Raw genomic sequence first — 25,296 nt, 5'->3', positions numbered from 1 at the left:
CCCCAGAATCAACCGATTCCCACCGAGGAGAGAACCGTGACCGACATCACCCGCGCGGATGGCCGCACCCCCGACGGGCTGCGGCCCGTCACGATCGAGCGCGGCTGGAGCCGGCAGGCCGAGGGCTCCGCGCTCATCTCGTTCGGGAACACGCGTGTGCTCTGCACGGCGTCCTTCACGAACGGCGTGCCGCGCTGGATGGCCGGCAAGGGCAAGGGCTGGGTCACCGCCGAGTACGCCATGCTGCCGCGCTCCACGAACGAGCGCATGGACCGGGAGTCGGTGAAGGGCCGGATCGGCGGCCGCACCCACGAGATCAGCCGGCTGATCGGCCGCAGCCTGCGCGCGGTGGTCGACATGAAGGCGCTGGGCGAGAACACCATCGTGATCGACTGCGACGTGCTGCAGGCCGACGGCGGCACCCGCACCGCCGCGATCACCGGCGCCTACGTCGCCCTCGCGGACGCCCTGGAGTGGGGCCGCCAGCACCGCTTCATCGGCCAGAAGGCCACCCCGCTGGTCGACTCCGTGTCCGCCGTCTCGGTGGGCATCATCGACGGCACCCCGATGCTCGACCTGGCCTACGTGGAGGACGTCCGCGCCGAGACCGACATGAACGTCGTCGTCACCGGCCGCGGGTCGTTCGTGGAGGTCCAGGGCACCGCCGAGGGCGCGCCCTTCGATCGGGACGAGCTGAACGCGCTGCTGGACCTGGCGCTGGGCGGCACGGCCGAGCTGGCCGCCGTGCAGCAAGCCGCGCTGGAGTCCTCCGCGCTCGGCATCGAGGGCTGATGGTCCGCGTCGTCCTCGCCACGCACAACCCGCACAAGGCGCGGGAGTTCCAGCAGATCCTCGGCGACGTGGTCCCGGGGCTCGAGATCGTCGGTTACGACGGCCCGGAGCCGGTGGAGGACGGCGTGACGTTCGAGGCGAACGCCCTCATCAAGGCGCGCGCCGCTGCCGCGCACACCGGGCTGCCCGCGCTGGCCGACGATTCCGGCATCTGCGTGGACGTGATGGGCGGCGCTCCCGGCATCTTCTCGGCGCGCTGGGCCGGGCGGCACGGCGACGCGCAGGCCAACCTCCGGCTGCTGCTCGACCAACTCGCCGACCTCCCGGACGGCGCCCGCGCGGCGCACTTCACCGCGACGCTGGCGCTGGTGTCGCCGGACGGGACGGAGACCGTGGTCGAGGGGCTCTGGCCCGGTCGCATCGGGCACGAGGCGCGCGGCGAGCACGGCCACGGCTACGACCCGATCTTCGTGCCGGACGGGCACGACGCGACGGCGGCGGAGCTCGGGCCGGAGGTCAAGAACGCCGAGAGCCACCGGTCGCGGGCCTTCGCCGCCATCATCCCCGCGCTGCGCGAAATGGTCGCGGCTGAGCGCTGAGCAGTCGTGCTGAGTCGCCGCGGTCTGAGAATGAGAACGGCACTCATTCCTATCTAGCCGCAGCGCTGGCACGCCCCGCCGACTCCGACATACCGTAGAAGCACCATGAGTCACGACCACGGCCACTCCGCCAACCGCAACCGGCTCCTGATCGCCATCGGGATCGTCGCCGCGGTGCTCGTCGTGCAGGTCGTGGGCGCGTGGCTGAGCGGATCGCTCGCGCTGCTCGCCGACGCCGGCCACATGCTCAGCGACCTGACCGGCCTCGTCGTGGCACTGATGGCCACCATCGTGGCCGCCCGCCCCGCGACCGACCGGCAGACGTTCGGCTACCGACGGGCCGAAGTCTTCGGCGCGCTCATCAACGGGCTGATCCTCGTGGTCGTCGCGGTGTTCGTGACCGTCGGCGCGATCGGCCGGCTGGTGTCGGGGGAGGCGGAGGTCCAGTCCGGCCCGATGCTCGTGGTCGCCGTCATCGGCCTGGTCGCGAACCTCGGCGCCCTCCTGCTGCTGCGTCCCGCCGCCGACCACTCGATCAACATGCGCGGCGCCTACCTGGAAGTGTTCGGCGACCTGATCGGCTCGCTGACGGTCATCGCCGCGGCGCTGGTGATCATGTTCACCGGCTTCGCCCCCGCCGACGCCATCGCGTCGCTGCTGATCGCCGCGTTCATCGTCCCGCGCGCGGTGCTGCTGCTGCGCGACGTGGTGCGCGTGCTCAGCGAGGCGGCCCCCGCGGACACGGACGTGGCGGAGATCCGGGACCACATCCTCGGCACGCCAGGCGTCGTCGCCGTGCACGACGTGCACGTCTGGGCGATCACCTCGGGCGCGCCGGTGTTCACCGCGCACGTGGTCGTCGACGCCGGCGTCTTCCGCTCAGGGGCGACCGGGGACCTGCTGGACGAGCTCTCCGGCTGCCTGGCCAAGCACTTCGACGTCGAGCACTCGACGTTCCAGCTCGAGCCGGCCGAGCACGCCGCGCACGAGGACGAGTTCCACCGCTAAGCGGCGGTCTCGCTGGTCTCAGATGTCGGGCGTGGGGTGCGGCTCTGCTGCGGCGGCGCTCTCGGCCTCCACGCGCTTCTTCTTCGCCTTGCGCAGCGTCTGCACGTAGTGGAAGAGCGTCGGGACGAGCGTGATGACCACGGCGCCGACGAGGATCAAGTCGATGTAGTGGGTGACGAAGTTCGCGATCGGCGGGATGTAGCCGATGAGGAACCCGAAGAGCGTCAGCCCTGCGCCCCAGAGCAGCGCGCCGATCGCGTTGTAGAGCGAGTACTTCTTGTAGTTCATGTGCCCGACGCCCGCGGCGACCGGGGCGAAGGTGCGTACGATCGGCACGAACCGGGCCACGATGACCGCGAGCGCCCCGAACCGGTCGAAGAACGCGTTGGTGCGCCGCACGTTCTCCATGCTGAACAGCCCGGTCTCCTTGCGTTCGAACACGCGCGGACCGGCCTTGTGCCCGATCAGGTAGCCGACCTCGCCGCCGAGGAACGCCGCGAAGGCGATCGCCAGGCAGACCCACCAGATGTCGACGCCGAAGACGCGCGAGGTGTGCGTGAGCAGGCCGGAGATCACCAGCAGGGTGTCGCCGGGCAGCAGGAAGCCGACCAGGAGGCCCGTCTCGGCGAACACGATGCCGCACACCACGAGCAGCGCCCACGGCCCGGCCGCGCCGATGATCGTGGTGGGGTCGAGCCAGGGGACGAGGCCGGCGTGATGGATCACGAGTCTCCAGGGTGGGTTGCGTTCGGGTCCCGTGGCGTTCGCACCACGGATTCAGCCCCGAGTTTAGTGGGCGCAACCTCCACGAACCGTGCGAATCAGGGCTCTACCAGCGAACCTCACCCTGTGGGCCCACTGAGTGTCGCCCTTGTTCATCCCATGGACGGACGATGAGGTGCGGGAGAAGGGACTCGAACCCTCACGCCGTGAAGCACAGGAACCTAAATCCTGCGTGTCTGCCAGTTTCACCACTCCCGCGGTTGCGCTGCGCGCGGCTACGACAATAGCTCATCCACGCGGGGCGCGACCTCGCGGCCCAGGAGGTCGATGGCGCGCATGATGTGCTCGTGGGCGAGCGTGCCGTTGCTGACCTTCACGTCGAAACGGGTGAGGCCGAGGCCCCGCGCGGCGTAGGCGATCTTCTGCGCCACCGTCTCGGGCGAGCCGACCACCAGGGCGCCGTCCTCGGCCGCCTCGTGCTCGAAGCGCGCGCGGGTCGCCGGCGGCCAGCCGCGCTCGCGGCCGATCCGGTTGGTCATGGCCTCCCAGTGCGGCCAGAGCAGGTCCTTGGCCTCCTGGTCGGTCTCGGCGACGAAGCCGGGGGAGTGCACGCCGATCGGGAGGTCCGTGTCCTGGCCGAACTGCTCCAGCGCGTTGCGGTAGAGCTGGGTCAGCGGCTGGAAGCGCATCGGGCCGCCGCCGATGATGGCGACCATCAACGGGAGGCCGTAGCGCGCGGCACGCACAACCGACTCCGGGCTGCCGCCGACGCCGATCCAGGTCTTCAGGAGGCCGTGCTCGACCGGCGGGTTCACCGACTGCTCGGTGAGCGGCGGCCGCAGCGTGCCGCTCCAGGTCACCGGCTCCTGCTGCCGGATGGCGGCGAACAGGTCGAGCTTCTCGTCGAACAGCTCCTCGTACTGGCCGAGGTCGAAGCCGAACAGCGGGAAGGACTCGATGAAGGAGCCGCGGCCGAGGATGACCTCCGCGCGGCCGTTGGAGACGCCGTCGAGCGTGGCGAAGCGCTGGAACACCCGGACCGGATCGTCCGAGCTCAGCACGGTGACCGCCGAGCCGAGGTGGATGCGCTCGGTCTGGCCGGCGATCGCCGCGAGCACGACCTCCGGGGCCGCCACGGAGAAGTCCTTGCGGTGGTGCTCGCCGATGCCGATGAAGTCGAGGCCGGCCTGGTCGGCCTGCACGCCCTCCGCGACGACGTTGCGCAGCACCTGCGCGTGCGGCAGCGGACTGCCGTCGGCGTCCAGCGTGATGTCGCCGAACGTGTCGATCCCGAGTTCCAGCCGTGCGGCCATGTCCGTCCTCCTGCTCAATGCGTATGCATACGCATCGAACGGTACGGCAGCCGCCGCTATTCCGTCAGCCCCTGTGCGGGACGCGGTCGGCGCGGGATGTAGCGCGGGATGAACCGGGCGAGCAGCACGGCGCCGGCCAGCCCCAGCACACCCATCACCCCGCTCGCGAAGGCGATCGAGACCACGCCGGTCAGCAGCGAGACGACCAGCGGCGCCGCCGCCTGCCCCGCGTCGCCGGTGAACCGCCACGCGCCGAGGAACGCGGCCGGGTTCTCCTTCGGCGCCAGGTCGGCCCCGAGCGTCATGATGATGCCCGAGCCGATGCCGTTCGCCAACGCGAGGAACAGCGCGACGCCGATGTACCAGGCCACCGCCCCCGGGAGGTCGTGGCTGAACGACAGCGCGAGGAAGCCGATCCCCAGCCCGAGCATCGAGGGGACGACGCTCCACATCCGGCCGAACCGGTCCATGAGCTGGCCGCTGGCGTAGAACAGGGCGAAGTCGACGGCGCCGGCGAGGCCGATGATGAGCGCGGTGTTCGCCTCGCTCAGCCCGATCGAGACGGCCCAGAGCGGCAGCAGCACAGTGCGCGCGGAGCGGACCGCCGCGACGAGGGAGATGCCGGAGCCCATCCGCGCGAGCACGCCGCGGAACGCCCAGATGGTCGCGAAGAGCCCGCGGGTGCGCTCGTCGGCGTCCTCGTCGCCCTCGGTCAGTCGCTCGCCGCCGTGCCCGGCGGTGGTCGGCGCCGGGCCGAACATCCGCTCGGGGTCGGGGAGCACCAGCAGGACGACCACCGAGCCCAGGCAGCTCACGATGAAGATCCAGAACACCGACTGCGTCGACCCGGTCGCGGCGATCACCACGGACGCGATCAGCGGTCCGATGAACCAGCCGGCCCGGAAGATCCCGCCGAGCGTGGACAGCGCCCGCGCCCGGTAGCGGACGGGCACGTAGGTCGTCATGAACGCGTGCCGGGCGAGGGCGAAGACGGCCGTCGCGACCCCGACCACGAAGATGCCGACCATCAGCACCCAGTAGTTCGGGGCGAGCAGGCAGACCACGACGCCCGCGACCGCGACCGCGGCGGCGCCGATCATGGCGGTGCGCTCGCCGATGCGGGAGACCAGCCAGCCGCTCGGGATGTCCCCCGCCAGCTCGCCCAGCATCAGCATCGAGGCGATGAAGCCGGCCATCGCCAGCGTCGCGCCGAGATTGCCCGCGGCGATCGGGATGATCGGGATGATCGCGCCCTCGCCGGTCGAGAACAGCAGCGTCGGCAGGAAGGCGGCGAGTGCGACGGACCGGAAGGAGAACGGGCGCTCGTCGGAAGTCATTTGATTAACACAGTACAACTGTCCCGCGCACGTCTCGCCGCGAGGGCCAGCCGGTAGGCTGGAGGACGCCATGATCGAACTAGACCTCTCCCCGCAGATCGCGGAGCTCCGCTCGACCCTCGCCGACATCGTCGCCGTCGTCAACGTGGAGAAGCTCCGCGCCGACATCGCCGACCTCAGCGAGAAGGCCGGCGCGCCCGACCTCTGGGACGACACGGCGAACGCGCAGAAGGTCACCAGCGCGCTCAGCCACCGTCAGGCCGAGCTCGGCCGGATCACCTCCGTCGAGCAGCGGCTCGACGACCTCGAGGTGCTCGTCGAGCTGGCCGTCGAGGGCGACGACGAGGAGTCCGCCGCCGAGGCCCGCGCCGAACTGCAGGCGCTGCAGAAGACCCTGGGCGACCTCGAGGTGCAGACGCTGCTGAGCGGCGAGTACGACGAGCGCTCGGCGATCGTCACCATCCGCTCCGGCGCCGGCGGCGACGACGCCACCGACTTCGCCGAGATGCTCATGCGCATGTACCTGCGCTGGGCGGAGCAGCACAAGTACCCGGTCAAGGTCATGGACACCTCCTACGCCGAGGGCGCCGGCATCAAGTCGGCGACCTTCGAGGTCGAGGCCCCGTACGCGTTCGGAACGCTCTCGGTGGAGGCCGGCACGCACCGGCTCGCCCGGATCAGCCCGTTCGGGTCGGCCGACAAGCGCCAGACGTCGTTCGCCGCGGTCGAGGTCATCCCGCTGATGGAGGAGGCCACGGCGGTCGAGGTCCCCGAGGGCGACATCCGCGTCGACGTGTTCCGCTCCTCCGGCCCCGGCGGCCAGTCGGTCAACACCACCGACTCCGCCGTCCGCATCACCCACCTCCCGACCGGCATCGTCGTCTCGATGCAGAACGAGAAGTCGCAGATCCAGAACCGTGCAGCAGCCATGCGCGTCCTGCAGACCCGGCTGCTCCTGCTCCAGAAGGAGGAGGAGGCCGCCAAGAAGAAGGAGCTCGCGGGCACCATCACCGCGAGCTGGGGCGACCAGATGCGCTCCTACTTCCTCTACGGCCAGCAGCTCGTGAAGGACCTGCGCACGGGCTACGAGTCCGGCAACCCGGCGTCGGTGTTCGACGGCGACCTCGACGGCTTCATCGCCGCGGGCATCCGCTGGCGCGCGGGCGCCAAGGACGAGGATTAGACCGTCACAGGCCGCCCGTCGCCCGCGCTCAGCGCGTGTGCCGGGGACTGTCAGGCTTGCGGCTCTCGGGCATGTCGCTACTGTGGATCGCGGAAGAGTTGCTTAGTCTCTAACAGTCATGATCCGGTTCGAACACGTATCCAAGCAGTACGCGGGAACAGCGCGCCCTGCGCTCAACGGCATCAACCTGGAAGTGCTGCGCGGTGAGTTCGTCTTCCTCGTCGGCGCGTCCGGCTCGGGCAAGTCGAGCTGCCTCCGGCTGATCCTCAAGGAGGAGCGGCCGACCAAGGGCGCCATCCACGTCCTGGGCCAGGACCTCGGCACGATCTCCTCGCGCAAGGTCCCGTACTTCCGCCGCAACATCGGGGTGGTCTTCCAGGACTTCCGGCTGCTGCCGAACAAGACGGTCTTCCAGAACGTGGCCTTCACGCTCCAGGTGATCGGCAAGTCGCGCGGCTTCATCCAGGAGGCCGTCCCCGACGTGCTCGCGATGGTGGGCCTCGACGGCAAGGCGCAGCGCCTCCCGCATGAGCTCTCCGGCGGTGAGCAGCAGCGCGTCGCGATCGCGCGCGCCGTCGTCAACAAGCCGCAGATCCTCCTCGCCGACGAGCCGACCGGAAACCTCGACCCGGCGACCAGCGCCGGGATCATGTCGGTGCTCGCCCAGATCAACGCCGGCGGCACCACGGTGCTGATGGCCACGCACGAGGCGGCGATCGTCGACCAGATGAAGCAGCGCGTGATCGAGCTCGTCGGCGGCCAGATCGTCCGCGACGAGCGGCACGGCGGCTACGGCGTGACCTCGGCGATCCCGCTGCCCCGGCCGACCGCGGACGGCCTCGCCGCCCACGTGCCGCAGGCCGCGGGCGTGCAGAGTCCGGCCTCCGCTCCGATCCCGACCGTCCCGGTGTCGGCCGCCGCCGCGGCGCCCGCGCCGTCCGAGCCGATGACGCGTCCGCACACGCCGGTGGCGCACCCCACCGGGCCCGTCCCGGTCGGGGCGACCGGCCCGGTCCCGGCCTACCAGCCGCCAGCGCCTGCGCCTGCGCCTGCGCAACAGGCTCCCGCGCAACAGCCTCCCGCGCCGGCCCCGGCCGTGCCCGCGCCCGTCCCGGTGTCCGTGCCCGCGTCCGCGGCCGGCGAGGACCTCCCGGACCACCTGAACTTCACCGCCAACCTCGACCTGAGCGGACTGCGCGACGCGTCCGACCGCGACGGCGAACAGAATGTGGGGCCCACGAAATGAGATTCGGGCTCATCTGGTCCGAGGTCGGCAACGGCCTGCGCCGCAACCTCTCGATGGTCGTCTCCGTCGTGCTCGTCACGTTCATCTCGCTGACCTTCGTCGGCACGGCCGCACTGCTGCAGCTGCAGATCGCCCAGATGAAGACCTACTGGTACGACCGCGCCCAGGTCGCCGTGTACTTGTGCACCGAGACCGACAACTGCCCGGGCGGCGCCGCGACCACGCAGACGGTGGAGGCCGTCAAGAAGCAGCTTCAGTCTCCGGAGATCTCGCCCTACATCCAGAAGTTCTACTTCCAGGACCAGAAGCAGGGCTACGAGCAGTTCAAGCAGCAGTTCAAGGGCAACCAGATCGCGAACTACGTCACGCCGGACATGATCCCGCAGACGTTCTGGGTGAACCTGAAGGACCCGAACCGCTCCGATGTGCTGACCGAGACGCTCTCCGGCACGCCCGGCGTGCAGAGCGTGGTGGACCAACGCAGCTATCTCGATCAGATCTTCAACATCCTCAACGCGGCGAGTCTGACCGCGATCGGCATCGCCATCCTGATGCTGGTGGCCGCGGTGCTGCTGATCGCGACCACGATCCGGCTGTCGGCGTTCTCGCGAAGGCGGGAGATCGGCATCATGCGGCTGGTGGGCGCATCCAACCGCTTCATCCAGACCCCGTTCATCATCGAGGGCGTGATCGCCGCGCTCATCGGATCGATTCTGAGCTGTGTGGTGATCTGGCTGCTGGTGCAGTACTTCGTGCGCGGCTTCCTCGGCCCCAAGATCCCGTCGATCAACTTCGTCGGGATGGATCAGGGCTGGCTGGTGATCCCGTTGCTGATCGTCGTCGGCGTGGTGCTGGCGGCGGCCTCCGCGAACTTCGCGATCAAGCGCTACCTGCGGGTCTGAGCACTCGCCGCGCGTGACGCTATAGACTGGTCTGCTGCCCGGCGATGTGCCGGGCAGCACCATCTTCGACGTCAGGAGACGCTGTGCCCAGGGAACGTGGCCAGAAGGTCGTGGCCACCAATCGCCGAGCGCGCCACGACTACACCATCGAGGACACCTACGAGGCGGGCCTCGTGCTCACCGGCACCGAGGTGAAGTCGCTGCGCGAGGGTCGGGCGTCGCTGGTCGACGGCTACGCCTTCGTCGACGGGGGAGAGGCCTGGCTCGACGCCGTGCACATCCCCGAGTACCTGGACGGCACCTGGAACAACCACGCCCCGCGCCGCAAGCGCAAGCTCCTGCTGCACAAGGCGCAGATCGTGAAGATCGAGAACAAGGTCAAGCAGGGCGGCTACACGATCGTCCCGCTGCAGATCTACTTCAGCGACGGGCGCGCGAAGGTCGAGATCGCGGTCGCCAAGGGCAAGCGCGAGTACGACAAGCGCCAGGCGCTGCGTGAGCGCCAGGACAACCGCGAAGCCCAGCGCGCGATGTCCAGCCGGCGTCATCTCGGCGAGTGACGGGCGCCGCTCGACGCGCTGTCGGCGCCGGGTGGCAGGATGAGGGCATGAGCAGCGACGACGAGGCCATAGGCGCCCACGCGACGGGCCGTGCGGCGACGCGCGTCGTCGCGGAGCGCATCCCGGTGAACGGCACCTACAACTTCCGGGACGCCGGCGGGTACCCGGTTCCGGAGGGTGCGGTGCGCCGCGGCAAGCTGTTCCGCTCGGACGGCCTCGCGCGGCTCGGCGACGAGGGCCGGCAGGCGCTGCGCGACCTCGAGGTGCGCGTCGTGATCGACCTGCGCGACGACTTCGAGCTCTCGGTCATGCCGGACGACGTGCGCGGGCTCGGCCTCCAGCGTCTCCACCTCCCGGTCTTCGAGGGCTCCGGCGCGTCGCAGTCGACCATCGGCATCACGCTGGTCGGGCTCTACGAGAAGATCCTGCTCCAGCACGGCGAGGTCATCGTGACCGCGCTGCGGGAGATCGCGGACACCGGCGAGGATGCCGTGGTCGTGCACTGCACGGCCGGCAAAGATCGCACCGGCATCGTCATCGCGCTCGCGCTGCTCGCCGTCGGGGTCGAGCGCGAGCTCGTCATCGCGGACTACGCGGCGACGCAGGCCAACCTCCGCGGCCCCTGGCTGGACGGGATGATCGACCTGGTGCGCAGCCACGGGGTGGACGTCACGCCGGACCTGCGGATCATCCTCGGCGGCAGCCCGCCCGAGGCGCTGGAAGAGGCGCTCGACCTGGTGGATCGCCGGTTCGGGAGCGTGCGCCAATACCTGCTGGCCACCGGGCTGGACGAGCTGGAGCTGGCGAAGCTGCGCTCCGTCCTGGTGGAGCCCGCGTGAGTTCACATCGAAGGCATAACCGGCGTTCAGCCGTATCGCGGCTTGATCAGGTGTTCTGGTAGGCATGGACGAGAATCAGCCCACCGAGCCGCTGCACCCGCAGCAGCAGGTGCCGCCGCAGCAGCAGATGCCGCCGCAGCAGATGCCGCCGCAGCAGCAGAACGGGAACCCGTACGGGCCGCCGCCGCACTACGGCGCGCCGGCGGGACCGGTGGGGGAGCCGTTCTACAAGCGCCACGGCCTCGCGTTCGCGATCTCCACCCTCGTGCTCGCCGTCGTCCTGCTGTTCGGCATCGCCGGCGTCGGCGCGTTCGCGGTGGGCTCCGTCATCTTCCACGCCGGCTCGCCCGTTTCGCGCCTGCTGCACGACGGCAACCGCGGCCCGGTGCAGGTGAAGCCGGGCGCGCCCGGATTCCCCGGAGGCCCTGGGCAGAACGGTAAAGGCAACGGTTCCGGCCAGGGCGGCCGTCAGGACGAGGGCCCGATCGCCAAGGGCGTCGTCCGCGGCACCGTGACGCAGCTCTCCGGCTCGACCTGGACCATCACGACGCAGCGTGGCGCCTCCCTGACCGTCGTCACCACGTCGTCCACCGTGTACGGCGCACCCGGTCAGACGCGGAAGGCGTCCGACTTCGCCGTCGGCGACGACGTGATCGTCATCGGCACCCGGTCGGGCAGCACCGTGACGGCGACCCGCATTCTCAACGTCGCCGACCTCCCGCTCGGGCCGGGACAGCCGAGCCCCACTCCGTCACCGAAGCCGAGTAGCTGACCGCCCTCCCTCGGCTCAGGACGCCGCGAAGCGTGCGTGCACCTGCACCGCGACCGTGATGTCCTCCGGCTTGAGGGCCAGAGTCGCGCCGCCGAGTTCGGCGGACATCGCGCGCGCCTGGAGCGGCAGCGGCTGGGGGGTGGCGGGCCCGTCGCCGAGCATCCCCGGGTCGCTGAGCGCGAGGGGCTTCACGGTCGTCAGACCGAGGCTCGTCGCGTAGACCGTCGCCTTGGCGACCGCGTTCTCCACCGCGCGTCGGCGCGCCTCCTGCGTGATCGACTGCCGGCGCGCGGGCGTCAGGCTCCAGGTGACCCCCTGGATGCTGACGCCGTCGAGCAGCGAGACGACGCCCACCCAGTCGGACAGCGCCGTCAGATCGCTGAACGTGACGTCCATCCCGATCTCGGCGTGGTAGACCGGTGCGAGCCGGCGGCCGTCCTGATTCCACGGCCGGTCGCCCCAGACCCGGAGCCGATCGGAGGCCCACGCGGTCACCGGTCCGGTCTGCGGATTGTGCAGCTCCCGCAGCTCGGCCGCCAGCGACGCGTGCCGCTGGGTGGTGAGCGCCAGCGCCTCGTCGCGCTGCTCGCCCTCGTAGGCGACGCTCAGCCGCACCGCTCCCCGCTCGGGCGGGTGCGTCAGTTCGAACTCACCCTGGACAGTGATGATGGTGTCGGCCATCCACCGATCGTGGCATAGAAGTGGGGTCGCTGTTGTTATAGGATGAGAAGCTCGCCGCCAGGAGCGGCGTGTATCTGGACAACTCAACAGCGCGCGATGACGACCCGGCCTCACGGCCGTCGCATGGGGATGATCGGTTTCGACATTGTCTGCGAGAGTGTGAGAAGCGGGTCGAGGATGCATGGTTATCTCGTAAACGATCCATGCGAAAAAATAAGTGCCAATAACAAGAGCACTGTCTCGGCCAAGGCCGACTTCGCCCTCGCGGCGTAAGTTCCCCTTCGCCACTGAAGAGACCGTCAGACCGGGAATTGTCTTCTACCCGGATCCTGGCGTCAGCTAGAAGACTTGCTTCTGCGTTGCGCATCAGGGCGCAGAGGGACTCTCACTGATACTGAGCCCGTCGGAGCAGGTGCCAGAGACAAGTTCCGGGGCTGAGAAAGCGACTTAACTGGCTACACCCGTAGAAGGCACATGACCACAGCAGTGGACGGGGGTTCGATTCCCCCCATCTCCACCAATCGGTCGTCGTCGCGCGTTGCTTGAGATCCGCGTAATCACGCGGAAGTCGGGGCCTTTTCCGCTTGCGGGAGAGGCCCCGATTTGGTCGCGTGCCCACACTTTGCCCACACTTTTGTGGGCATTGGGTGATCTCGTTGGTTCTAACGGAGCTCATTGTGATTACATGAGCGTTATGGGCGCGGAGTTAGTTGCGTGCCCACACGTCGGCGAGGTTGGCCCGGCGGGCACCTTCGTCGAGGCGCTCAGCCACCTCGTCGAGATCGTCTTCGAACAGGTCCGCGTACGTGTCGAGTGTCATCGCGGCCGACTTGTGGCCGAGCATCCGCTGGACTGCTTTGACGTTCGCTCCGGAGCTGACGGCGAGGCTTGCCGCAGTGTGCCGGAGATCGTGCGGAGTGAGGCGCTCAATGTCGGAGGCGACGAGAGCGTCGAGAAACCATGACGACGTGCCGGCGCTGGTTTTGGGTCGGCGCAAGAACTGCCCGAAGCGATCGGCGAAGACCAGGTCGTCTGGCGCTTTGCCTTCGCAGAGGTGCGCGAGCGGCTCGGCGAGGACGGCGGGGAACGGCACGGCGCGCTTCTCCCACGACTTTGGTGCACCGACGAGGATCTTGCCGTCGACCTCGGTGGCCGTGCGGCTGATCTGCAGGCGTCGACGCAGCATGTTCAGGTCGCGAACTTGGAGCCCGACGGCCTCTCCCCATCGCAGCCCGCAGTACGCGAGCAGGACGATCATCGTCCGTTGGGTTGGCGTGGCGGCAGCTGCGGCGAAACGGGCGACCTCGGCGTGGCTGAGATAACGACGTGGCTTGTTGGAAACCTTTCGGGGCGCTCCCTCTGTGCGCCGCGCGACATTCTTGGGTACTCGGCCATCTTTGAGGGCCATGTCGAGGACGCCGGCAAGCACACCGAGGGCGCGGAGAACGACCGTCGCTGAGCGCGGACGGGCCTGCGCTGCAGGGACGGTCTTTCCTCCGCTCTTGTGCGTGACAGCCGTTCCTTGCCCAAGCTGACGGATCCACTGCTCCACGGCGCTGGCGCGGATCGCCCCGACTGGTGTCGTTGCCCAACGCGGGCCGACGTAGACGCGCCACGATACGGCGATCGAGTGGTAGCTCGAGGGCTTCATCGATTGCTGCTTGTTCGCCAGCCACTCGGCAGCCAATTCGCCGACCGTGACGCGTGCCGCGGCAGCGGAGACGAAGGATCCGCTTGCTTTCGAGATCTCGACGTTGGCGAGATAGAGCTCCGCGTCTCGCTTGGTAGTGAAGCCGCGTTTGTCCGTCTGGACGTGCTCCGGTGTCCGGTATCGGACCCGCCAGCGTCGTCCGGCCGCTGTGTCGTACGGAGTGACGCTGCCCATGATGACCTCCTAGTGACGGCGGTGGTCGTGGCGCTTCTGATCAGAAGCGCCCTCGGATACAGGTTGGCAAGTTCGGGCGAGATCGTCGCGTACTTCAGGCTTTCGAGCGTGCGGCGATTGAAACCAACCCGGCTCGGTTCTTGCGACTGCCCCGCTCCCTGATGATTGCGTGTTGGGAGACCGTGTCAAGGGCGCTGCGCGTCGCTTCGCGATGCAGCGGAGCTGCACCCTTGACGCGGTCGACCAACGCGCGAAACTGTCCGCTGCGGGGCCGGCTGAGAGCTGCTCAGCATCAGAGGTTCCGGTGTTAGGCATCGGGAGCTCGCCTGCTCAGCGCTTGACGACTGAGACCTGTTAGTGCGGCGAGTGAGTTCCAGCTCTCGCCGGCGTTGCGCAAACGGGTGATCAGTTGGTCGCGCTCTGTCCGAGCTGCGGCCTGTTCTCGTCGCAGACGTTCGATCGTCGACGCGACGTCACGTAGATGTCGGAGCGCTTCTTCGCGTCCGCCCCACTTCGTTTCCAGCTCAGATAGAGCGTTGGTGGTTCGCGCAGTTTCAGCGATGCGCTGTCTCTCGGATGAGCGTCTGGCGGAGGCTGCGTCGCGCTCAAGCCGCTGGCGCGCGTAGGACCTTCCACGTCCCTCTGTCCGCTTTGCCTTCCCCCGATTTGCCATGCACCTTGGTTTACACGCGACCCCCGTCATTCCGGGCGCTGAGCAGCGCTCCACTTAAAGTGCCTACGTGCATTGCTTTTCGACTGGTTGTCTTTGGTCTGTGCTTGCTTGCCCTTCGCTGCTTCTCGCGCTGGGTTTCTCATCTCTTTCGGTGGTCGTCTGTAGGGTCCATTCTTCGTTACTGATTTTCGAGTCCCTCGGCCTATCTATGGCTGATCCATCTCGAGGCGGGTCCAGTGATGCGAGCCCAATTGCCAGCGCGACCTCTAGCGCGTTCGTCATTTTAAGGAGGAGCTAGCTCAGCCGACGTAGGCGCTCGCGACTGCGCATTGCCACGGCGCGCACGATCAGGGGTGCGTCGCCGATTGCTGGGAGAAACCAGAACAGCCACGAGAGTAGAAGGCGCCTGGTCCACCAGGTCGCTGAGCGTCCTGCCCAGTTCAGTGCGAGGGGCATCGCCATGTCTGCGGAGTCAGCGGTAGACGAAGCCGAATGCCGCGGCCCCTCCTGCCAGGACCAGGGGTGCGTCGGTCGGCCACCAGAAGGCCGACATTGCGCACGTGGTCGAGAAGGTGAGCAGGATGGCGCCGGGGTACCCGGCGCCCGGCGATCTGGTGACGGTATACACTCATGCCCGACCGCGAGTAACCCCGCCGTCACGGTCCCACGCTACCCACAAGGTGCACTGTTAGTCTTTTGATTGCTGCCCCAGACCCTGGTTGCTAGAGCACTTCGCTCGCGCCGATAGGGGGCACAATGTCCGGCACCGATTCGACAGTTTCAGCGGTCATTTTCACGCGCCCCAAACGCGGCGGTGACCGGTCCAACCCGACCACTCAATATTCGGCGCTCCTTCGTACCGTTCGAGATGCCGGCCTGTTGTCGAGGCGCCGCGGCTTCTACATCGGGATGTTCATCATCCTGGTTGTCGTTCTGAGCGCCGTCGGTGTCGGCTTCGTTCTGCTCGGTGACTCCTGGTTCCAGCTCATCCTGGCCGGCATACTCGGTCTCGTCTTCACCCAGTTCGCCTTTCTCGGTCATGAGGCGTCACATCGCCAGGTTTTCACTTCAGGCAAGGCGAACGACGTGTCGGCCCGCGTGATCGCGAACCTGATCGTCGGTATTAGCTACTCCTGGTGGATGACCAAACACAGTCGTCACCACGCGAACCCGAACATCTTCGGCAAAGACCCTGACATTGCGCGCGACTTCGTCTCGTTCACCGAGACCGACGCCGCGAAAGCGCGCGGCCCCTACGCTTGGGTGACTCGGCGACAGGGCTACCTGTTCTTTCCGCTCCTCGCCTTCGAGGGGGTGAACCTGCACCTGCACGGCTTCCGCACCGTCTTCGGGCCCGGCAAGGTCGACAAGCGCTGGCTGGAGGCACTGATGCTCGTCGCCCGATTCGGCGCTTACCTTGCCGTGCTGTTCCTCCTGCTGCCACCCGGACTGGCGTTCGCGTTCCTGGGCGTTCAGCTCGCGGTGTTCGGAATCTATATGGGCGCATCCTTCGCTCCGAACCACAAAGGGATGCCCATCCTGGCGCGTGACGCCAACGTGGACTTCCTCCGGCGCCAGGTTCTCACGTCCCGCAACGTGCGGGGCGGCCGCCTCATGGATCTCTTCATGGGCGGACTCAACCACCAGGTCGAACACCATCTGTTCCCAAACATGCCCCGACCGCATCTCAAGCAAGCACAACTGATCACGAAGGCCTACTGCGCCGAAAAGGGGATCGCATACACGGAGGCCACGCTTATCGAGTCGTACGGCATTGTAATCCGGTACCTGAACCGGGTCGGCCTGTCTGCTGGTGCCGATCCTTTCGACTGCCCAGCCGCGAGCGCGTTGGGGCGTTAAGACAGGGTGGCTCGAAACTGGGCGCTGCGTGTGGACGGAGGGCGCTGCTGTGACAGGGGTTCCTGAGGCGTTCGAAGTCATCGTCGTCGGCGCCAGGCCGCGGCCCGGCGGCGGCAATGAGTGCTTTACGCGCTCGGGCGACCGCCAGGGTACTGATGTCCTTGATCGAAAACCGCTGGGGCCGGGACAAAGTGCGCGGCGACGGGGGCGCGCCCTGAAGCCGCCAGCGGATCGATGGCCTGGTCTCCCTGGCCTGCTCTGCCCGAACGAACGGGTGTCTCGGTTCCAGCTGGTCGCTGGAAATGCCGACACGACTGGAACGGCATTGAATCCCGGGTATGTGGTCCCTCGGGCTGAGCTCGATCACCGGCTTATGCTCGCTGCCGGCAAGTCCGGGGTGATCTACCGCCAGCATGCCGGCGCGAAGTACACCAAGATTCGAGCCGCGTCGTCGTTGACGGCACCTATAGCGCGCAAGTGCTGATCGGCGCCGACGGGGCGAACGCAACGGTGCGCCGTCCCCTGGGACAGCCGCCCAACCGCGGGTACCTGGCCGTAGCCGTGCGGGGGTACGCGCCCGCCCTGGATGGCTTCGACGGGCTCTATCTTTGCTGGGATCCTTAGCTTGGCACCGGCCTGGCCTACGCATGCGCGTTCCGAACTGTCCACGGCACCGTCAATCTCGGCTACGGGACGACTGCATCGGCAATGACCCGGTCAGAGTCGGAGGATCGCGCAGCCGGATTACTCCCAGGCTTCGCGGTTGACTCCACCCGACTGACCGGACACTTATTGCCGTTATCAACCCGCATGCCCCGCCCCGTTGTCGGCCGCGTGCTTCTTGTCGGCGGCGCAGCCAGTCTGGTCAATCCGCTAACCGGGGAATGCATCTTCTGCGCGCTGGCCTCCGGCGCTCTCGGCGGGAAGGCCGCTATCACTGGTAATGCCGGTGGAGTCTATTCTCGTGCCCTTCGGGAGAAGATTCGGCCGTTAACACCGCCAGTGACGAGCACTGTATCCACTTCTGGAGTGGCCATCAGTGATTGCAGCTGCCGCGCGTGCCAGCGGGCGCGATTCTCGAATCTTCCGGCAATTGGCCTCCGTCGGGCTCGGCGAGGGAGACCGCCTGAGCGGCATCGCGCGGACGCGGCTCAGGCGGCGGATACTACTTTGTGGTGGGGACGGACGCGGGCTGGCTGGCAGCCGCGTGGATCTTGTCGGCCGCGGTGCGGAGAGCGTCCTCGACAGCGTCGGTGATGGTGTTGACCTTGTCCTCGACCGCGTCGACGACGTGGTCGGTGACCTTGCTGGTACTTTCGCCAGCGTCTTTGATGCTTTGCCCTGCAGTCATGATGACCTTCTCTGAGATTGCCGTTCGCGGGTGAGGCGAGCGGACGCAGACCGGGCGCAGTGCCCGGCAATTGCTGGGCGCAACAGCGATGACGGTCCGTGTGTACTAACGATACGTCCGCCAGATGTGTGCGCTCACATCTGGCCGGGTCGGCGCCCGCTTGGCGTGGGCGGTCAGCTGATGCTTGCTACGGTGACCCGGATTTCCGTTGGGGTTAGTGCAACGTGGCTTGTGAGGTAGTTCGCGACTGTGTCGTAGACGTGTCGGCAGGTGGTTTGGGCTGCGAGGTCACGTTCCACGCCGATGCTGATCGAAACGGAGATTCGGTCGGCAGTGATGGTTACGACTACACCCGGCGGCCGGCCGTTCGACGCGCCGAGGTTGCCGATCGAGCCGGGGATGCTGAGCACGGGAGCATAGATCGCGGTGACCCCGCGTGTGCTGCGGATCAGTGTTGTGAGTTCGTCCGACAGGTCGCGTTCCTGTGTCACGAGATGTCCTCCTCATGCGGGTGCGCGTTGAAGCGAACGATGTCGTGGATGGTGATGTTGATCGCGGTGAGGTTGAGCGGGGTGTGGCGGGCGACCTCGTGGAAGATTTCGGCGCGCACTCTGTCGGTGGCCGTGGCGATGGGTTCGTCCCAGTAGGCGCTCGCCTCGATCTCGAGGGTGACCGGTTCCGCGGGGATAGTGATGTCGCCGACAAAGCGGCAGCGGCCGATAAGCATGCCGCCGGCGCTGTCTGCCGCCTCGCGAATCATCCCTCGCACCGCTCCTTCGGTGATGACCAGCCGGGCAGCCGGGTCGGAAAAGGGCAACGGGATGTCACGCCCGCGACCGGCTTCCCTGCTGATGCCGGACAAGATGGCGTGCACCCAACCGTCGTCCCGCTGGGGTTGGTGCTGGGCGTCCCAGTCGAGCAGGCCAGTAGAGAGGGCACGCAGTCGTTGGAGCGCGTCGAGAGCCATTCGGCACGCTGCCGAGCGGTCGATCGACGAATCGGGTGGTGTTTGATCGCGGTCGAGGTAGTCCAGCAACTCGTCGATGGTGTGTCCGTCGAGCGAGTCCGGTGCCAGATCCCACCGGTCACGGTCTGGGGTGGGCGGTTGGGCTGTCATCGCCATTCCTCCATTTCCCGGATGACCGTTTTTCGCGCACGGACGAGAAGTCCGCGCACGGTCGAAACAGGCAGGTCCATTTCCTGGGCGATGTCCTCGTAACTGTAATCCGCGACTTCCCGCAACAGCCAGCAACGCCGCTGAATCTCGGGCAGGCCCATCACCGTCAGGGAGAGCGCATCCTGCTCCGAGTGCGTCTCCGCAGTCGTCTCGGTGGAGGCGACGGATTGGGGCGGCAGGCTGTCTTCGTCCAGTCCGGGGTGCTGGTGGTGGCTGCGGATGCGATCCAGGCAATTGCGGGTGACGACGCGCATGAGCCAGCTGGGGATCGCGTCGACGTTGTCCAGGGTGGGCAGTTTCTGCCAGAGCGTGAGGAACGCTTCCTGCACGACGTCGTCGCTCTCATCCGTCGAGCCCAGCATTCTGATCGCATACGCGCGCATCCGGGGTCCGTGGCGGCGCACCAGCAGTTCGAACGCGGCCACATCTCCGTCGGCCGCCCGGCCCGCCAGCGTGCGATCGGTCGCCTGCTGCAACGGCACTTGCGGTCCGGACTCGGCCATGGCCCCTCCCCGGCGAAAAGACTTCACCCCGACGTGTGACGAATGGGCTAGTTCACACGTTCTAGTAGTGACTATCCCACTGCCGTCGATGCACACACAGCGCCGGTCCCATCTTCCCGTTCGAGGAGCTTCATCATGGCAACACCCACTCCCACCCAGGCGGCACCGGTCACCCCCATCGTCGCAGGCGCTTCCGGCGGCAAGACCGTCATCGAAAACAACGTCGTGTCGAAAATTGCCGGCATCGCGGCGGCGGAAGTGACCGGAGTTCACGCCCTCGGCGGTGGTGCCGCTCGTGCCCTCGGTGCGATCCGCACCGCCATAAACGCCGCCGACCTCGGTCAGGGAATCAAAGTCGAAGTCGGGGAGACTCAGGTCGCTGTCGATGTGACCATCGTCGCCGACTACCCGGTCGCGCTCCAACAGGTCGCCGCTGACGTCCGTTCAGCCGTCACCGACGCCATCCAGACCCTCGTAGGTATGGAAGTCACAGAAGTCAACGTGACCGTCAACGACGTGTACATCCCCGCCGTCGACGACGAACAGGGCGAGGCGCGAGTCCAATGACCGCCGCGCGCATCGGAATCATCATCGGCGCGGTCCTCGCCCTCACCTGGATCACGCTGGGCTTCTGGGCGTTCGTGCTGGTGGGCATCGCAATGATCCTCGGCGCGTTCATCGGACGGCTCGTGGACAAGCCGATCGACCTCCGCAACCTGTTCAACGTGTTCCGCGGGAAGCGCTCATCCTCGTGACCGCCGCCTCCGCGTCCCAGCCGATCGCCCCGCACGGCCGTACCCGGGTCACTTCGAGGGCGCTTGATCGGATCGTGACTGCTGTGACCGCGGATGCCCTGGACGTCGACCCGCAACACGTCCGCGTCGAACTCGCCGACTCCGCCGGCGCACTCGCCCTCCACGTGAGCACACCGATCGGTGTGGTCGCTCTCCCGCGGATCACCGCCGACCCGGGCGTTGTCGCCCGCACCGGTGGCAACGTGCTGCAACGTGCGCGCAACGCACAAGAACAGATCCGAACCAGCGTCGCGGAGCTGACCGGATCTGAGATCGCAACAGTCGTCGTGCACCTGACCGGAGCGACCATCCAGGCTGAGGCCCGAGTCCAATGACCGACACAGGTTCGATTCACGCACGCATCCAGCGCCGCGAGACGCACTCGCCCCGGGCGATCCTAGCGATCGTCATCGCGACGATCCTGATCCTCGTGTTTGCCTGGCTTGCTCTGGAGCTTATGCTGTCCCTCCTGCATCTGCCAGCACTTCTGGTCGCCCCGACGGACATGCTCACCGCCACGGCCCGGCTGGCAACCTACCCACCGGCGGTAGTCGCCAGCGCCGCCGTCCTCGTCACCGTCATCGGGCTGGTCCTGATCATCGCCGCCCTCGCGCCCGGCCGACGAGCACGTCACCTGATCGACACCGAACGTGCCGTAACCGTCGTGGATAACGAGGTCATCGCCTCTGCTCTCGCCCGGACCGCCGCCGAGGCCGGAGGGGTCGCTCGAGACAACGCCCTGGTCACCGTCTCGTACCGCCGCGCGGTGATCCGAATCACTCCGACCTCCGGAGTGCCGGTTTCATTCGCCGCCGTGACCGAGGCGGTGACGGAGCAACTGCAGTCATTCGGTCTGCGGCCTCCCGTAACGGCGCGGGTCGTCATCGATGCGGCCGGAAAGGTCGGAGCATGAACAACACCAACCGGGCCCTCAACCGTTCACTTGTGCTGTTTGCCGGCCTGATCCTCTTCGCGTCCGGTGTCGGAGCGTTCCTGCTGGCCACCGACCCAAGTATCCGCAACGGGTGGTCGGCCGCAGCGACCCGCACGCAGGTGAGCCTCGCCTCTGCTCTCACGGCACCCGCGGTCACGCGGAACGGACCAGGATGGTTGTCCATCGCGGCAGTAGTTGCCCTCCTGCTCCTTATCGTGCTTCTGTTCGTTTTCGTCTTCCGGCAGGGGCACGGACACACCAGCAAGCTGTTCCAGGAGGGCACCACCGGCCGTGGTCGAACCGTCATTGACGCAGCACTGGCCGAGCACTTGCTTCACGACTCGCTCACTGGCCGCCCGGAACTCATCACGACCAGCGTGTCCACCTACACGGTGCGACACGCTGCCGTGCTGAAGGTTGCTGTCACCTGCCGTCGCGGCGTTTCACCACGACATGTCGCGACTCTCATCGAAGCCACGCTTCGCGCCCTTGACACGCTGCTCGGGGCAGAGTTCCCGGCACTGGTCCAGATCGGCGGCGGCATTCGCACCCGACTTGCCAAGTCCACCCGACTCACGGCGACCACCGAGCCCGAACCCTCAGACCTTCTCGCGTCTGCTACACGGCCTGCGGCAGCGGAGCAGCCTGAAAGAGTTCCCGCATCGTGAACTGCTCGTCGTCGGGGTAATCGCGGGCATGTCTTCTTTTCCGTCGCGACCTGCCTGATCGCGGGTGCCGATCAGGGTACGGCGGGATGGCCGTTGTGTGCGCGGGGATGAGTAGACGCGTCGGATCCTCCTTCGCCTTCCCAGCGCGCTTCGGATTCGGCTGTTGCGTCGGCGCGCGCGAAGGTGACGGCCGCGGCGGCGAGAGCGACGAGCGCTACACGGTCGGTTTCGCGCTGCGACTTCTCCATCAGTTCAGCTTCCAAGCGTTCGTGGGCTGCTGCGGTGTCGACGCTGATGACGTGCAGCCGTTCGGCGATGGCCGCAGCGAGCCCGTCAGTGAGTTCCTCCAGGTTGGTGTTTGCGATCTCGAGCCGGCGATCGGAGACCCGGAGCTCCGCGGCGGGGTATCCGGCGGCGGTGAGAGCGTCGCGGGTGTCGTTGTCGTGGATGGCGTCAATCTCCGCCCGGGTGGGGCGGCGGGTGAAGACGGCGGAGACGGTGTACCGTTCCGGAGCCTCAGGGGTGAGCAGAGTGGACGGTAGCGCATCCGTGAGGACGGCGCCGACTTCGAGTTCGGTGGAGGGAGACCGGTTGAGTGTGTTCATGATCTGACATTACGCGCCGTGGATGTGCGCGCACACAGCCTCGATGGTGGTGTGTTGCCGGAGTCAGACGGACTTCTTCCGACGGGCGTTGCGGCGGACGAGGGCGAAGATCAGGGTGCCGACGAAGAGGATGATGCCGATGATGGCCAGCCAGAGCAGGCCCTTGATGGCGAACCCGACAACGGCCAGGATCGCCCACACGATCAAAAGGATCACGATTACGGTCAACATGGTGCTTACGGTACCCGCGAATGCGGAGCCCGGTCATGAGCGACCGACCTCGCACGCTTCTGGCTAGAAAAGCGGCAAAGTCATCGATGCTGGCTGACCGAGTTCTCGCCGCGCACGCAACGTGGTCGAACGTTGCTTCACCGCCTCAAGCATTGTCGAGGCCTCGCGACAAGATCAGACAAGGCTGGCCGCAACGACCACACCGGGGCTGCCTAGCCGCGACCCTCCACTGGCTCTACGCCCGGTTTCGCAGCACGGCCCAGGGCAGCCCGACGTGGTGGTTGGATCCAGAACGTGTTGGCTCCCGGCGCTTCATTTGCGGGTGGGTCGCTTCGGACGTGCAGTTCCCGCCCGCGGGGGTCTTCTCCCGCGGCAAGATCGAGAAGCGCGTGCACTGCTTCATCGAGGGTTCGGGCGTCGATGTTGTGGATGCGTGCGGCGGGTTCAGGTTTCCAGTAGCACTCGATACGGAATTGGGAGTCGTCGTGGGTGATCGAGCCGACGAGGGCGGATTCGTTGCCGAAGTCCTCAAACAGATTCCACTCGGGGTCTTCTTGGATTTCATAGAGCGTGTAGGTGTGGCCATTGCGCCCGAACACACGTCCAGATCTGGACATGATTTCCCCCGTCCACCGCGCGAGGTTGGGAGGAATGCTCGGAAGTGGGGGTGCGGGGTCTAGGCGGCGACCGGGTCACGGATCCGACTCACACAGTCTGATGCCTCCACTCTAGATCTGCTCGGTATATAAAAATACTAGCCAAGCTAGAGAAATGCTCATGGCGACGGGACCTTCGACCTACCGGCGCCGCTCCGTAGCCCGTAGCGTCTGTGTCACGGGTAGCTCCCGGGTAACCGAAGCGAGATCGGTTCATTCATCCCTCCGATCACGTCACGCCGCGAAACCATGTCACATGGATCACGGGTACAGGTTGCAGTGAACGAGGCGGTGCCCCGCGGGGACACCGCCTCGACCCCCTCAAGCCTGGAGACGTTCAATCGCCTCAGAGAGCGACGTGCTCGTGGACGAAGCATTCGAATCCCTCGCCGCAGAACCCCGAGAACGCAATCAGGCGCGCGTGGTGGCGCTCTGGGGTGCCCTGGATGCGTTACCCGACAGCGATCCCGACCGATTTCACAAAGCACGACGCGCAAACCTGGCGGATCCATCCGAAGAGGCAGAATCCGCCGATTAGATGTCGCTGGACGAGCAGTCGGCACCCGCACCCGAAGCGGGTCCGTTCACTGCATTCCCCGCGGCAGACTGGCCGCACATCTCGCGGGGGCGAGATGTGCGGCCAACATGTTTATCAGCATTTCCTTGTCCGAACTTGAACCCCGGATCCTCAAGCGTGTAGATCTCAAGGCTTTGACGCGTGGCTCTGCCTGGGTGCGATCGAAGCGATCTCCGACCAGGCGGTTCATGGTCGCCACTCGCCGGCGGCTATAGGTCTGCGATGCCGCCTATGTCGTGACATGGTGCGGCTTCGTTCCCTCTTGTTCGTCCCTGACATCTTCTTGCGCCGCATCGTGATAAGGAACCCTGTCCTTACGGGCCGCCGGCGTGGCAGCTGGCATTTCCGGCGGCTGGCTCGGTGCGTTGATTCGTCACCCCGATCACAGGCCGGACTGCATCGCTCCTGTCCGCACATCCGCAAGCGACCAACAAGCGTTTGGGAGCCCGAACTGCTCCGACGGCGAGGCCCGTGCCGAACGGTTGAGGGGGTCGAGCTCGTCATGCTCGCGCGCGTGTCGTGGTGGAAGGATTATCCCCTTCACGGCGAAGTCGACACGCGTACCCCCCGCTGACGTCGGAGTACGCGGCACCGGCCGGACAGGAACGGATAGGGAACGAAAGCCGGGCCTATTCACATATGGGCGGCGTACCGTTCGAAGATGATACAGAGTGAGAAGCCCCGAACAACAACCAGAGCGGTCTCCGCAATGGGAACCGCGGCCGATATGCGAGCAGGACCAATCCGGCTACATGTCCCAGCGCCTCAAATCCCCGAATCCCGTCTCGAGGCTGCGCTCGACCCTCCGCGCTCGATTCGTGCCCGGGCAACTGCCCTAGAGCCCGCGTTCCGGGCGCACTTGACCAAATCAGTCGGTGCCTCGTCCGACCCCGACGCGCCCCGAGAAGGCCTTGTCATCCTGGATCACAACGGCAACAAGTTCTCAGTCAGGGTCAGCATGGCCCTGATCTTTCAGAAGCATGCAGCGCTAGTCCGTGCCGCAGGAGAATCCGCTCTCGTGGTACTCGCGCACGTCGACGGCGTCGAACTGCTCCTGATCACGCCCACGACTCCCTTTCATTTCGATGCTTCACTCGTGGTGAGCCGGGGAAGAACAACCCGTGCCCCTCTGAATCGCCGCACACACGGACTCCCCACGGCCGAACTTCGTCCACCGGAGCTCACGCTCTTGACCTAATCGTGGCATGGACGGTCGTCGCCTGCCCGCGTCGCCGGTGGTGTCGAGCGGCCTAACCGTTTGCGCATCGCGCACGAGGGGCGAGTAGCGTCCGCGCCCAGGTCGGCGGCGCTGGGGCAACCAGCCGCGAGGCCCACGGCGGTGGGCCAATGGAATGAGGTAACTGGCATGCTACCGAAGACTGGCATCAGATCGCGGATTCAGCTGCTCGCACAGGCTGACATCAAAC

General features: G+C 67.0%; 27 protein-coding genes, 1 tRNA gene and 1 other RNA gene. 16 read left to right on the top strand and 13 right to left on the bottom strand.

Translation table 11 applies throughout. The annotated features are described in order from the left end of the window. The first annotated feature begins 36 nt into the window (after nt 1-36). The 3 genes from rph (at nt 37) to ABIA36_RS00685 (ending at nt 2,399) form a co-directional block, all read left to right on the top strand. Nucleotides 37-792 carry a ribonuclease PH gene (gene rph / locus ABIA36_RS00695; protein ID WP_369960238.1) on the top strand — a complete coding sequence of 252 codons (756 nt, stop codon included), beginning with the start codon at nt 37-39 and terminating at the stop codon, nt 790-792. Beyond that, on the top strand, nt 792-1,391 hold the full coding sequence (rdgB, locus tag ABIA36_RS00690; protein WP_369960236.1) for an RdgB/HAM1 family non-canonical purine NTP pyrophosphatase: 600 nt from the start codon (nt 792-794) through the stop codon (nt 1,389-1,391). Before rph ends, rdgB begins: the two co-directional genes overlap by 1 nt. A gap of 105 nt (nt 1,392-1,496) precedes the next feature. Then, nucleotides 1,497-2,399: a cation diffusion facilitator family transporter gene (locus ABIA36_RS00685; RefSeq protein WP_369960234.1), complete on the top strand. Its 903-nt coding sequence runs from the start codon at nt 1,497-1,499 to the stop codon at nt 2,397-2,399. A gap of 18 nt (nt 2,400-2,417) precedes the next feature. Here the strand turns inward: ABIA36_RS00685 and ABIA36_RS00680 are convergent, their stop codons facing one another. The 4 genes from ABIA36_RS00680 to ABIA36_RS00665 all read right to left on the bottom strand — a co-directional run bounded on the left by ABIA36_RS00680 (nt 2,418) and on the right by ABIA36_RS00665 (nt 5,772). Next, on the bottom strand, nt 2,418-3,125 hold the full coding sequence (locus tag ABIA36_RS00680) for a DedA family protein (protein ID WP_369960232.1): 708 nt from the start codon (nt 3,123-3,125) through the stop codon (nt 2,418-2,420). A 173-nt stretch (nt 3,126-3,298) separates the two neighbouring features. Next, nucleotides 3,299-3,380, bottom strand: a tRNA-Leu gene (locus ABIA36_RS00675). Between the two features lie 17 nt (nt 3,381-3,397). Then, the gene (locus ABIA36_RS00670) at nt 3,398-4,435 is read right to left on the bottom strand and encodes an LLM class flavin-dependent oxidoreductase (protein WP_369960230.1); all 1,038 of its coding nucleotides are present in this window, start codon (nt 4,433-4,435) and stop codon (nt 3,398-3,400) included. Nucleotides 4,436-4,491: 56 nt separating this feature from the next. Further along, complete coding sequence (locus tag ABIA36_RS00665) at nt 4,492-5,772, bottom strand: MFS transporter (protein WP_369960228.1); 1,281 nt, start codon at nt 5,770-5,772, stop codon at nt 4,492-4,494. A 70-nt stretch (nt 5,773-5,842) separates the two neighbouring features. Between ABIA36_RS00665 and prfB the strand changes: the two genes are divergently transcribed. The 6 genes from prfB (at nt 5,843) to ABIA36_RS00635 (ending at nt 11,274) form a co-directional block, all read left to right on the top strand. Beyond that, entirely contained in the window at nt 5,843-6,955 is a 1,113-nt protein-coding gene (prfB, locus tag ABIA36_RS00660; RefSeq protein WP_369960226.1) for a peptide chain release factor 2, read from the top strand. A 118-nt stretch (nt 6,956-7,073) separates the two neighbouring features. Next, a complete protein-coding gene (gene ftsE, locus ABIA36_RS00655; RefSeq protein WP_369960225.1) occupies nt 7,074-8,201 on the top strand; it encodes a cell division ATP-binding protein FtsE in 1,128 nt (375 codons plus the stop codon). After that, nucleotides 8,198-9,103: a permease-like cell division protein FtsX gene (gene ftsX / locus ABIA36_RS00650; RefSeq protein ID WP_369960223.1), complete on the top strand. Its 906-nt coding sequence runs from the start codon at nt 8,198-8,200 to the stop codon at nt 9,101-9,103. The genes ftsE and ftsX overlap by 4 nt, the downstream gene beginning before the upstream one ends. A gap of 83 nt (nt 9,104-9,186) precedes the next feature. Further along, nucleotides 9,187-9,663, top strand: coding sequence for an SsrA-binding protein SmpB (gene smpB, locus ABIA36_RS00645; RefSeq protein ID WP_369960222.1), 477 nt, complete (start codon nt 9,187-9,189; stop codon nt 9,661-9,663). Nucleotides 9,664-9,710: 47 nt separating this feature from the next. Beyond that, nucleotides 9,711-10,502 carry a tyrosine-protein phosphatase gene (locus ABIA36_RS00640; RefSeq protein ID WP_369960221.1) on the top strand — a complete coding sequence of 264 codons (792 nt, stop codon included), beginning with the start codon at nt 9,711-9,713 and terminating at the stop codon, nt 10,500-10,502. A 64-nt stretch (nt 10,503-10,566) separates the two neighbouring features. Next, a complete protein-coding gene (locus tag ABIA36_RS00635) occupies nt 10,567-11,274 on the top strand; it encodes a DUF5666 domain-containing protein (RefSeq protein ID WP_369960219.1) in 708 nt (235 codons plus the stop codon). Between the two features lie 15 nt (nt 11,275-11,289). Here the strand turns inward: ABIA36_RS00635 and ABIA36_RS00630 are convergent, their stop codons facing one another. Beyond that, nucleotides 11,290-11,955, bottom strand: a complete 666-nt coding sequence (locus tag ABIA36_RS00630; RefSeq protein ID WP_369960218.1) for an SIMPL domain-containing protein — start codon at nt 11,953-11,955, stop codon at nt 11,290-11,292. 125 nt (nt 11,956-12,080) lie between these two features. On the opposite strand from ABIA36_RS00630, the gene ssrA reads away from it, so the two are divergent. Next, nucleotides 12,081-12,475, top strand: a transfer-messenger RNA (tmRNA) gene (ssrA, locus tag ABIA36_RS00625). A gap of 186 nt (nt 12,476-12,661) precedes the next feature. Here ssrA and ABIA36_RS00620 read toward each other — a convergent pair. Beyond that, the gene (locus ABIA36_RS00620) at nt 12,662-13,840 is read right to left on the bottom strand and encodes a site-specific integrase (RefSeq protein WP_241705291.1); all 1,179 of its coding nucleotides are present in this window, start codon (nt 13,838-13,840) and stop codon (nt 12,662-12,664) included. A gap of 1,429 nt (nt 13,841-15,269) precedes the next feature. On the opposite strand from ABIA36_RS00620, the gene ABIA36_RS00615 reads away from it, so the two are divergent. Further along, complete coding sequence (locus ABIA36_RS00615; protein ID WP_369960215.1) at nt 15,270-16,373, top strand: fatty acid desaturase; 1,104 nt, start codon at nt 15,270-15,272, stop codon at nt 16,371-16,373. A 1,165-nt stretch (nt 16,374-17,538) separates the two neighbouring features. Here ABIA36_RS00615 and ABIA36_RS00610 read toward each other — a convergent pair. The 4 genes from ABIA36_RS00610 to ABIA36_RS00595 form a co-directional block, all read right to left on the bottom strand. Continuing rightward, nucleotides 17,539-17,724 carry a hypothetical protein gene (locus ABIA36_RS00610; protein ID WP_369960214.1) on the bottom strand — a complete coding sequence of 62 codons (186 nt, stop codon included), beginning with the start codon at nt 17,722-17,724 and terminating at the stop codon, nt 17,539-17,541. A 173-nt stretch (nt 17,725-17,897) separates the two neighbouring features. After that, nucleotides 17,898-18,215 carry a hypothetical protein gene (locus tag ABIA36_RS00605; protein ID WP_241705295.1) on the bottom strand — a complete coding sequence of 106 codons (318 nt, stop codon included), beginning with the start codon at nt 18,213-18,215 and terminating at the stop codon, nt 17,898-17,900. After that, complete coding sequence (locus ABIA36_RS00600; protein WP_369960211.1) at nt 18,212-18,841, bottom strand: hypothetical protein; 630 nt, start codon at nt 18,839-18,841, stop codon at nt 18,212-18,214. The genes ABIA36_RS00605 and ABIA36_RS00600 overlap by 4 nt, the downstream gene beginning before the upstream one ends. After that, nucleotides 18,838-19,404 (bottom strand): RNA polymerase sigma factor, encoded by a 567-nt coding sequence (locus tag ABIA36_RS00595; protein WP_369960209.1) that lies wholly within the window; start codon nt 19,402-19,404, stop codon nt 18,838-18,840. The genes ABIA36_RS00600 and ABIA36_RS00595 overlap by 4 nt, the downstream gene beginning before the upstream one ends. A gap of 135 nt (nt 19,405-19,539) precedes the next feature. On the opposite strand from ABIA36_RS00595, the gene ABIA36_RS00590 reads away from it, so the two are divergent. From ABIA36_RS00590 to ABIA36_RS00570, 5 genes are all read left to right on the top strand, one after another. Continuing rightward, nucleotides 19,540-19,971: an Asp23/Gls24 family envelope stress response protein gene (locus tag ABIA36_RS00590; protein ID WP_241705298.1), complete on the top strand. Its 432-nt coding sequence runs from the start codon at nt 19,540-19,542 to the stop codon at nt 19,969-19,971. Further along, the gene (locus ABIA36_RS00585; RefSeq protein ID WP_369960207.1) at nt 19,968-20,159 is read left to right on the top strand and encodes a DUF2273 domain-containing protein; all 192 of its coding nucleotides are present in this window, start codon (nt 19,968-19,970) and stop codon (nt 20,157-20,159) included. Before ABIA36_RS00590 ends, ABIA36_RS00585 begins: the two co-directional genes overlap by 4 nt. Nucleotides 20,160-20,233: 74 nt before the next feature. Continuing rightward, entirely contained in the window at nt 20,234-20,533 is a 300-nt protein-coding gene (locus tag ABIA36_RS00580) for a hypothetical protein (RefSeq protein WP_369960205.1), read from the top strand. Next, nucleotides 20,530-21,111, top strand: coding sequence for a DUF6286 domain-containing protein (locus ABIA36_RS00575; RefSeq protein ID WP_241705301.1), 582 nt, complete (start codon nt 20,530-20,532; stop codon nt 21,109-21,111). Before ABIA36_RS00580 ends, ABIA36_RS00575 begins: the two co-directional genes overlap by 4 nt. Then, nucleotides 21,108-21,800, top strand: a complete 693-nt coding sequence (locus ABIA36_RS00570; RefSeq protein WP_369960203.1) for a hypothetical protein — start codon at nt 21,108-21,110, stop codon at nt 21,798-21,800. The genes ABIA36_RS00575 and ABIA36_RS00570 overlap by 4 nt, the downstream gene beginning before the upstream one ends. 71 nt (nt 21,801-21,871) lie before the next feature. Here the strand turns inward: ABIA36_RS00570 and ABIA36_RS00565 are convergent, their stop codons facing one another. The 3 genes from ABIA36_RS00565 to ABIA36_RS00555 form a co-directional block, all read right to left on the bottom strand. Beyond that, nucleotides 21,872-22,405 carry a hypothetical protein gene (locus ABIA36_RS00565; protein ID WP_369960201.1) on the bottom strand — a complete coding sequence of 178 codons (534 nt, stop codon included), beginning with the start codon at nt 22,403-22,405 and terminating at the stop codon, nt 21,872-21,874. 63 nt (nt 22,406-22,468) lie between these two features. After that, a complete protein-coding gene (locus tag ABIA36_RS00560; protein WP_241706178.1) occupies nt 22,469-22,636 on the bottom strand; it encodes a hypothetical protein in 168 nt (55 codons plus the stop codon). 212 nt (nt 22,637-22,848) lie between these two features. After that, nucleotides 22,849-23,253, bottom strand: coding sequence for a hypothetical protein (locus ABIA36_RS00555; RefSeq protein ID WP_369960198.1), 405 nt, complete (start codon nt 23,251-23,253; stop codon nt 22,849-22,851). Nucleotides 23,254-25,296: the final 2,043 nt, after the last annotated feature.

It is taken from the genome of Leifsonia sp. EB34 (assembly GCF_041260585.1).
Classification (GTDB): domain Bacteria; phylum Actinomycetota; class Actinomycetes; order Actinomycetales; family Microbacteriaceae; genus Leifsonia.
The sequence above is the reverse complement of the archived record's forward strand: the minus strand, read 5'-3'. Positions and strand labels throughout refer to the sequence as shown.

What these genes read in the sequence shown, in the direction of transcription:
- ABIA36_RS00560 (WP_241706178.1), bottom strand. Translation starts at nt 22,636, where the DNA reads ATGTTGACCGTAATCGTGATCCTTTTGATCGTGTGGGCGATCCTGGCC.
- ABIA36_RS00600 (WP_369960211.1), bottom strand. Translation starts at nt 18,841, where the DNA reads ATGACAGCCCAACCGCCCACCCCAGACCGTGACCGGTGGGATCTGGCA.
- ABIA36_RS00555 (WP_369960198.1), bottom strand. Translation starts at nt 23,253, where the DNA reads ATGTCCAGATCTGGACGTGTGTTCGGGCGCAATGGCCACACCTACACG.
- ABIA36_RS00630 (WP_369960218.1), bottom strand. Translation starts at nt 11,955, where the DNA reads ATGGCCGACACCATCATCACTGTCCAGGGTGAGTTCGAACTGACGCAC.
- ABIA36_RS00590 (WP_241705298.1), top strand. Translation starts at nt 19,540, where the DNA reads ATGGCAACACCCACTCCCACCCAGGCGGCACCGGTCACCCCCATCGTC.
- ftsX (WP_369960223.1), top strand. Translation starts at nt 8,198, where the DNA reads ATGAGATTCGGGCTCATCTGGTCCGAGGTCGGCAACGGCCTGCGCCGC.
- ABIA36_RS00640 (WP_369960221.1), top strand. Translation starts at nt 9,711, where the DNA reads ATGAGCAGCGACGACGAGGCCATAGGCGCCCACGCGACGGGCCGTGCG.
- ABIA36_RS00595 (WP_369960209.1), bottom strand. Translation starts at nt 19,404, where the DNA reads ATGGCCGAGTCCGGACCGCAAGTGCCGTTGCAGCAGGCGACCGATCGC.
- ABIA36_RS00635 (WP_369960219.1), top strand. Translation starts at nt 10,567, where the DNA reads ATGGACGAGAATCAGCCCACCGAGCCGCTGCACCCGCAGCAGCAGGTG.
- prfB (WP_369960226.1), top strand. Translation starts at nt 5,843, where the DNA reads ATGATCGAACTAGACCTCTCCCCGCAGATCGCGGAGCTCCGCTCGACC.
- ABIA36_RS00585 (WP_369960207.1), top strand. Translation starts at nt 19,968, where the DNA reads ATGACCGCCGCGCGCATCGGAATCATCATCGGCGCGGTCCTCGCCCTC.
- ABIA36_RS00575 (WP_241705301.1), top strand. Translation starts at nt 20,530, where the DNA reads ATGACCGACACAGGTTCGATTCACGCACGCATCCAGCGCCGCGAGACG.
- ABIA36_RS00570 (WP_369960203.1), top strand. Translation starts at nt 21,108, where the DNA reads ATGAACAACACCAACCGGGCCCTCAACCGTTCACTTGTGCTGTTTGCC.
- ABIA36_RS00565 (WP_369960201.1), bottom strand. Translation starts at nt 22,405, where the DNA reads ATGAACACACTCAACCGGTCTCCCTCCACCGAACTCGAAGTCGGCGCC.
- ABIA36_RS00620 (WP_241705291.1), bottom strand. Translation starts at nt 13,840, where the DNA reads ATGGGCAGCGTCACTCCGTACGACACAGCGGCCGGACGACGCTGGCGG.
- rdgB (WP_369960236.1), top strand. Translation starts at nt 792, where the DNA reads ATGGTCCGCGTCGTCCTCGCCACGCACAACCCGCACAAGGCGCGGGAG.
- ABIA36_RS00670 (WP_369960230.1), bottom strand. Translation starts at nt 4,435, where the DNA reads ATGGCCGCACGGCTGGAACTCGGGATCGACACGTTCGGCGACATCACG.
- ABIA36_RS00610 (WP_369960214.1), bottom strand. Translation starts at nt 17,724, where the DNA reads ATGACTGCAGGGCAAAGCATCAAAGACGCTGGCGAAAGTACCAGCAAG.
- ftsE (WP_369960225.1), top strand. Translation starts at nt 7,074, where the DNA reads ATGATCCGGTTCGAACACGTATCCAAGCAGTACGCGGGAACAGCGCGC.
- ABIA36_RS00615 (WP_369960215.1), top strand. Translation starts at nt 15,270, where the DNA reads ATGTCCGGCACCGATTCGACAGTTTCAGCGGTCATTTTCACGCGCCCC.
- ABIA36_RS00665 (WP_369960228.1), bottom strand. Translation starts at nt 5,772, where the DNA reads ATGACTTCCGACGAGCGCCCGTTCTCCTTCCGGTCCGTCGCACTCGCC.
- ABIA36_RS00685 (WP_369960234.1), top strand. Translation starts at nt 1,497, where the DNA reads ATGAGTCACGACCACGGCCACTCCGCCAACCGCAACCGGCTCCTGATC.